The sequence below is a fragment of the Sutcliffiella rhizosphaerae genome (assembly GCF_917563925.1).
Classification (GTDB): Bacteria; Bacillota; Bacilli; order Bacillales; family Bacillaceae_I; genus Sutcliffiella_A; species Sutcliffiella_A rhizosphaerae.
Genome location: NZ_CAKJTJ010000016.1, coordinates 24,069 through 30,068 on the forward strand (window position 1 = coordinate 24,069; position 6,000 = coordinate 30,068).

The 6,000-nt window shown below is 37.7% G+C and carries 9 protein-coding genes; 3 read left to right on the forward strand and 6 right to left on the reverse strand.

Translation table 11 applies throughout. The features are described 5' to 3' along the window. Positions 1–50 precede the first annotated feature (50 nt). Positions 51–347, forward strand: coding sequence for a hypothetical protein (locus LRP81_RS14160; protein WP_230502173.1), 297 nt, complete (start codon positions 51–53; stop codon positions 345–347). A 70-nt stretch (positions 348–417) separates the two neighbouring features. On the opposite strand, the gene LRP81_RS14165 is transcribed toward LRP81_RS14160, so the two are convergent. The 3 genes from LRP81_RS14165 to LRP81_RS14175 form a co-directional block, all read right to left on the reverse strand. Then, positions 418–633 (reverse strand): helix-turn-helix domain-containing protein, encoded by a 216-nt coding sequence (locus LRP81_RS14165; RefSeq protein WP_230502175.1) that lies wholly within the window; start codon positions 631–633, stop codon positions 418–420. 10 nt (positions 634–643) lie between these two features. Next, on the reverse strand, positions 644–1,126 hold the full coding sequence (locus tag LRP81_RS14170) for a DUF2975 domain-containing protein (RefSeq protein ID WP_230502177.1): 483 nt from the start codon (positions 1,124–1,126) through the stop codon (positions 644–646). A gap of 193 nt (positions 1,127–1,319) precedes the next feature. Continuing rightward, the gene (locus LRP81_RS14175; protein ID WP_230502179.1) at positions 1,320–2,198 is read right to left on the reverse strand and encodes an SDR family oxidoreductase; all 879 of its coding nucleotides are present in this window, start codon (positions 2,196–2,198) and stop codon (positions 1,320–1,322) included. Positions 2,199–2,392: 194 nt separating this feature from the next. Here LRP81_RS14175 and LRP81_RS14180 point away from each other — a divergent pair, with 194 nt between their 5' ends. Next, entirely contained in the window at positions 2,393–2,536 is a 144-nt protein-coding gene (locus LRP81_RS14180; RefSeq protein WP_230502181.1) for a lmo0937 family membrane protein, read from the forward strand. Between the two features lie 97 nt (positions 2,537–2,633). After that, complete coding sequence (locus LRP81_RS14185) at positions 2,634–2,777, forward strand: lmo0937 family membrane protein (RefSeq protein ID WP_230502183.1); 144 nt, start codon at positions 2,634–2,636, stop codon at positions 2,775–2,777. 146 nt (positions 2,778–2,923) lie between these two features. Here LRP81_RS14185 and LRP81_RS14190 read toward each other — a convergent pair whose 3' ends face one another. From LRP81_RS14190 to LRP81_RS14200, 3 genes are all read right to left on the reverse strand, one after another. Continuing rightward, the gene (locus LRP81_RS14190) at positions 2,924–3,853 is read right to left on the reverse strand and encodes a manganese-dependent inorganic pyrophosphatase (protein WP_230502185.1); all 930 of its coding nucleotides are present in this window, start codon (positions 3,851–3,853) and stop codon (positions 2,924–2,926) included. Positions 3,854–3,945: 92 nt separating this feature from the next. Then, on the reverse strand, positions 3,946–5,382 hold the full coding sequence (locus LRP81_RS14195; RefSeq protein WP_230502187.1) for a vWA domain-containing protein: 1,437 nt from the start codon (positions 5,380–5,382) through the stop codon (positions 3,946–3,948). Between the two features lie 177 nt (positions 5,383–5,559). Further along, positions 5,560–5,916: a hypothetical protein gene (locus LRP81_RS14200; RefSeq protein WP_230502189.1), complete on the reverse strand. Its 357-nt coding sequence runs from the start codon at positions 5,914–5,916 to the stop codon at positions 5,560–5,562. Positions 5,917–6,000 lie beyond the last annotated feature (84 nt).

Genomic DNA, 6,000 nt, shown 5'->3' on the forward strand with positions numbered 1-6,000 from the left:
TGCTTTTAGAGAATATTATGGATATCTCTTAAAGACGAAGGAGGATTAATATGGAGTTTATCTTTTTTGCCATTGTACATCTTAGTATCTTTGGAACCATCATCTTTTCTCTTTTCGCTTTTATACAGTTTCTTTTCCCAAAGTTTAATATGGTGTATTTTGTTGCCATTTGCTATGCAATCGGCAGCGTAATTTGCGCTTATCTAGGTGGAGTGCAACTTTTTATCTTCTCTAGTATCCTTGCACTGATAGCTTTACTTGCAGTATTAACGGTAAGATTTTATCGTTATATGTTTAGATTGATGGAGCAAAAAGCGAAGGAATGGAAGGAAATTAATACACTCTAATTTAAAGCTAAAGCAGTCTATTTTTTTAAGGGTCAACCATACCTTTATGTTGACCCTGCTTGTATTTCCTTTAAGAGTCTTCGTCACTTTTGTATTCTAGGATATCTCCAGGCTGACATTCTAAAGCCTTACAAATTGCCTCTAATGTGGATAACCGAACCGCTTTTGCCTTTCCATTTTTCAGTATAGAAAGATTGGCCATCGTGATCCCAACCCTCTCCGAAAGTTCTGTCACGCTCATTTTTCTTTTGGCCAGCATCACATCAATATTAATTATTATCGCCATATTATTCACCTCAGACCGTTAAATCATTTTCGGATTTTATATCAATCGCTTCTTGTAAAAGTTTTTGAAGGACAGCTGCAAAGAAAGCGATTACCATGCCAGCAAAAATAAGGACCAACCCAATTACGATAATACCAGGTGCGTCATCGACCTCTGCTATTAAGTAAAAAAGCGGCATTCCTACTACATATAAGCTACTAAATATGATTGCACAAACCTTAATATTCTTTAATGCTTTTATAGAAAATGTGGAAAAGGCCTTGTTCGTATCAATATATTGTAATAGTTTAAAGGTTTGATACAGCGCAAAATAAAAAGGAATTGCCGTTGCATACAAGTCGATAAGTATAAGATACTTTATATAAGCATTCTGTGGAAACAATTCTGCAGCAAAATTTGCGATTTTCGGAACTAAAAATACACACAACGCCAGAACCGGTATACCCATAAAAAGCAAAGTTAACTTCAAAAAGAGTGTTGATCCGTGTTTCATCAAGAGCACCTCACATGTTTTGTTTATTTGATTTTACCTCACAATTTATTGATTTTCAATAAATATTTGCTTTATTTCAATGTTAACACCCTTTGATTTTCGGCAAAAAAATAGCATTTCTCATAATCAAGAAATGCTACAAATAGTGAACACGCTTTGCTTATATAGTTGAGTATTTTGTGAATACTTTCATTTAACCATTTAGTACTTTGCCTCCATTGATGTGTATCATTTGACCTGAAACATAGGATGAATCCTCTGATGCTAGATAAACATATGCAGGAGCAAGCTCTGCTGGTTGTCCTGGACGCCCCATCGGTGTGTCCGTACCGAAATTTTCCACTTTATCTCCCGGAAAAGATGCTGGAATTAATGGAGTCCAAATCGGTCCAGGTGCAACTCCGTTTACCCTTATACCTTTCCCTACAATATTTTCGGATAACGCTCTTGTTAATGCAACAATGGCTCCCTTCGTTGCTGAATAATCCATTAATACTGGATTACCTTGATAAGCCACAACTGAAGCTGTGTTGATAATTGAGCTTCCTTTTTTCAAATATGGCACTGCTGCTTGTATGAAATAAAAATAAGAAAAGATATTTGTTTTAAATGTTCGTAACAACTGTTCTTCAGAAATGTCTTCAATCTTATCTTGAACATGCTGTTCCGCCGCATTATTCACGAGAATATGCAAGCCTCCCAATTCCTCCACTGTTTGCTTAACTACATCTGTACAGAATTGCTTACTTCCAATATCACCTGAATATAGGAGACATGATCCTCCATATTGCTCAACCAATTTCTTCGTTTCTTTTGCATCTTCATGCTCATCTAAATAAACGATGCTGAGATTTGCGCCTTCCTTGGCATAAGCAATTGCAACCGCCCTGCCAATTCCACTATCCCCTCCTGTAATGATGGCATTCTTTCCCTTGAGCTTTCCACTCCCCTTATAATCGGGATTTTCGCATATTGGCTCAGGTATCATCTTATTTTCATCACCAGGCTGTTTCTTTTGCTCCTGTGGAGGTTGACCTTCTGTTTGTTTGTCCCAAAATTTCTCGCCACTCATTTCTATCACCCTTCTCTCTTTTGATTGTTTATAATTCCTTCATTCCACTTGAGCAGCATTTGAAACGTATTTGGAAATTCTCTCTCTTTTTCTCCCTTTTCAAATTTTTGTTTAACAATTTCAGAGCCGGGGAATTATTCTCTGTGAAGACGTTGTAAAAATACAAACTAAATTATATAGAGGAGGAAGACATAATGTTGTGGACAATTTTTGTCGTATTATTGGTTTTATGGCTACTCGGATTTGCTATGGAAATCGGTGGGGGACTTATTCACATTCTCCTTGTGCTTGCATTGCTATCTATCATCTTTAATTTATTTGGGCGTAGGCGTGCATAGCTACCAATAATTGCATTGGTTTAATAAAGAACAAACAGGGGATAACATACTTAAAGTGATTATGACAAATGACAGACAGAATAGGAGGCGTATCTCTATGTTATGGACCATCTTTGCAGTACTTCTTATTTTATGGTTACTAGGATTCTCCTTTGATATTGCTGGGAATCTCATTCACATCGTTCTTGTAATTGCACTAATTGCACTTGTCTATAACCTATTTATTGGCCGTAGAAGGTGACGAGAAAATTGGAAGGCCATGACCAGCCCGGAAATGCATAAGCGAGTCGGAGCTAATGACCTCGAGGGGGATTGGCGTTGTAACCTAGGCAAAGTAAAAGCCGGAATGTATGTTCATACATTTTCCGGCTTTTTATCATTATAGAATTATTTTGTTAAAGCATCTGTCAAAACTGGCACTACTTGCTTTTTACGAGATACAACACCTTTTAGTACCGCAGTATTGTTTTCCAATGAAACATTGTATGCTTTTTCCACAACAGGGGCTTGTGAGCCAAGAGCAAGTCCAACAGAGTCATTCTCAAGAATATCCGTCACCACTAACAGGAATAAGTCTAAATCCTTAGTTGAAACTACCTCACGAATTTCCGCTTCCAATTCCTCTTGTTTCGAAAGAACCTCATTGGTGTCCACTGTATTAACCTGGGCAATTTCTACTTTATACTCACCCATTTGGAATTCTTTAGCATCAAGCGAGATAAGCTGCTTGACTGTTTTATCACTTAAATCCGCACCTGCTTTAAGCATAGCCAATCCATACTCATCTGCGTCCACACCAGCAATTGCTGCAAGCTCTTTTGCTGCTTGTACGTCTTGGTCCGTGCAAGTTGGAGATTTGAATAATAAGGAGTCAGAAATAATTGCAGATAGCATCAAGCCTGCTACTGTCTTAGAAACTTCTACTCCATTTTCTTTATAAAGCTTGTTTAAAATAGTAGCCGTACACCCTACTGGCTCTGCGCGGTAGTACAATGGATCGCTTGTTTCAAAATTGGCAATACGATGATGGTCAATTACTTCTAATACTCGTACTTGATCTATATCGTTGACACTCTGTTGACGTTCATTATGATCTACTAAAATAACTTCTTGAACCTCATTTGCTACTGTCTCGACTAAGCGGGGCACTTCTGTGTTAAAGTATTTTAACGCATACTCAGTTTCTCCGTTTAACTCACCTAGGCGAACTGGCTCAGCGTCTAATCCTAATTCCTTTTTTAGTTCTGCATATGCAATTGCTGAACAGATAGAATCTGTATCAGGGTTTTTATGTCCTAGTACTAATACTTTTCCCATGAGTACTCTCCTTGTATTAAAAAATATTTGCTAATCCTCTCTGTATATTATCGCATTTTGGCTTTTGTTTCAAAAACAAATTACTTATAATGTTAGCTGTTTTCCTTTTTCAATTTCTCCATTTTTTCTATCCATTCATTTATATTGTTATCAATTCGATCAAGCTCGGCATCCATTTCCACACGCTTTGCCTCTCGAAGCTCGTCCTTTAGCCTTTCCATCGTTTTCTTGTACTCTTCAATTCTTTTTAGAAATGCCTCCTCTTCTTCATTTGATAGAAGCTCATTTTCCCCTAAAACACCCGTCGCCTTTTGGAATCTTTCTGTTTCCTTGTTAATTGCATTTTGGATAATATCCTTGTAGCTATCTAGCCTGTGGTTTGTATTAGGTACTGCAAAGCCTGATCTCGGTGAAGCTAACGATTTATTTTTTAAATCTAAGGAATCTGGAAGCCATTTATATTTCATGCTATCTTCTAGTTCCTCTTGACTATTAGCGGAAATATATTCACCATTCCCGGCTGCTGCAACCTCTTTTAATTGACCTTCTGATTCTTTATCCACGTTAAAACCGATAATGTTAACATGTCTACCTTCTTTTTCATCAGAAAACCCCTTTGCTGCTTCAACTGGATTTCCATTACAGGTTTCCATTCCATCACTGACTATGTAAAGCGTAATGTTGCCATCGAAACCAGCACTATCCTCACGAGCCTTGCCAATAGCTGCAGCAAGTGGAGTCCAGCCCTTAGCTTCTACATCTTGAACTGCATTAAAAAATGATTCCTCCTCATAAGGCTGAACAGGGTACACCTCATCAATAGTTGTACAAGAAAGCTCCATATCCTTATCCTCTTGTGAGCCCGCATGCCCATACACATACAATGCAATATCACTATCTGTTCCAATGGTCTTGCCAAAACTGAGAACAGCATCTTTTGCAATCTTCATTCGCTGTTTTCCATTAGCATCTAAAAGCATACTTGAACTCGCATCCAAAAGAATCAATGCTCTTTCTGGAGTTGCTTGATTTTCCCGTCCAGTATCATTTAATTCTGGATCTGGCAACAATGGCTCACTAAAAGAAAATTCATACTCTGACAATTTACTTATTACTTCCGGATAAGCACTGTTACCTAGTAAATGTATAAAAGACTTCAACAGCACATCTTCATCCGTGTTACTTGCCGTTACTTCTTCCATCGTTTTAATAAAATCCTCTTCAAAACCAGACAATGGATTGGAGATTGGCCAAATACTAGTCTCCTTGCCAATTTCCAAATCCTTCGTGAAAAGACCAGCTTCTATAGAGGTGAAATCATCGAGATTCATCGGAATTGTTACCTCATCTATTTCATTCATTATTTCAAAAGAGCTTGACTCCTCTTCACTTTCTTCCTGAACTACCTCTTTCTCTTCAACTGGTTTCTCTTCTCCTTGAACAGGCAGAGCCCCATTTCCTACATTCGTATCTTTAGAGCAAGCAGACATGAAAAGAATAGCAGTTAATAAAATACATAATTTCTTCATTCTTCTCCCTCCTTCTTACTTTGTATGTACGAAGTAATATAGGTTACGTTACATGAATAACTAAAAATAAGGCATTTTTCCTATATATAAAATAATGGTGAGGAATTTTATTTTAAGAAACTTTTGTGTGTTTGCTAATGAACCATGGGAATGATTGTAAACATAGGGGGTTAATACTTAAAGAATATTTACCTTGCCTGTTTTTTTACTTTCCTGTTTATCGGGCACTGGTTTGCTCTTTAAGTGCCCGATTTTTCTACTTTCTGGTTTTTCGCGCACTAGTTTGCTCTTTAAGTGCCCGATTTTTCTACTTTCTGGTTTTTCGGGCACTGGTTTGCTCTTTGAGTGCCCGATTTTTCTACTTTCTGGTTTTTCGGGCACTGGTTTGCTCTTTAAGTGCCCGATTTTTCTACTTTCTGGTTTTTCGGGCACTGGTTTGCTCTTTAAGTGCCCGATTTTTCTACTTTCTGGTTCTTCGCGCACTGGTTTGCTCTTTGAGTGCCCGATTTTTCTACTTTCTGGTTTTTCGGGCACTAGTTTGCTCTTTGAGTGCCCGATTTTTCCTTTTTTCCATTTTTAGGCATTCAGGCAAAAAAGCCATTATTCCCTGCTAATTCT

Coding starts and splice junctions, on each gene's coding strand:
- LRP81_RS14160 (WP_230502173.1), top strand. CDS start 51: ATGGAGTTTATCTTTTTTGCCATTGTACATCTTAGTATCTTTGGAACC.
- LRP81_RS14165 (WP_230502175.1), bottom strand. CDS start 633: ATGGCGATAATAATTAATATTGATGTGATGCTGGCCAAAAGAAAAATG.
- LRP81_RS14170 (WP_230502177.1), bottom strand. CDS start 1,126: ATGAAACACGGATCAACACTCTTTTTGAAGTTAACTTTGCTTTTTATG.
- LRP81_RS14175 (WP_230502179.1), bottom strand. CDS start 2,198: ATGAGTGGCGAGAAATTTTGGGACAAACAAACAGAAGGTCAACCTCCA.
- LRP81_RS14180 (WP_230502181.1), top strand. CDS start 2,393: ATGTTGTGGACAATTTTTGTCGTATTATTGGTTTTATGGCTACTCGGA.
- LRP81_RS14185 (WP_230502183.1), top strand. CDS start 2,634: ATGTTATGGACCATCTTTGCAGTACTTCTTATTTTATGGTTACTAGGA.
- LRP81_RS14190 (WP_230502185.1), bottom strand. CDS start 3,853: ATGGGAAAAGTATTAGTACTAGGACATAAAAACCCTGATACAGATTCT.
- LRP81_RS14195 (WP_230502187.1), bottom strand. CDS start 5,382: ATGAAGAAATTATGTATTTTATTAACTGCTATTCTTTTCATGTCTGCT.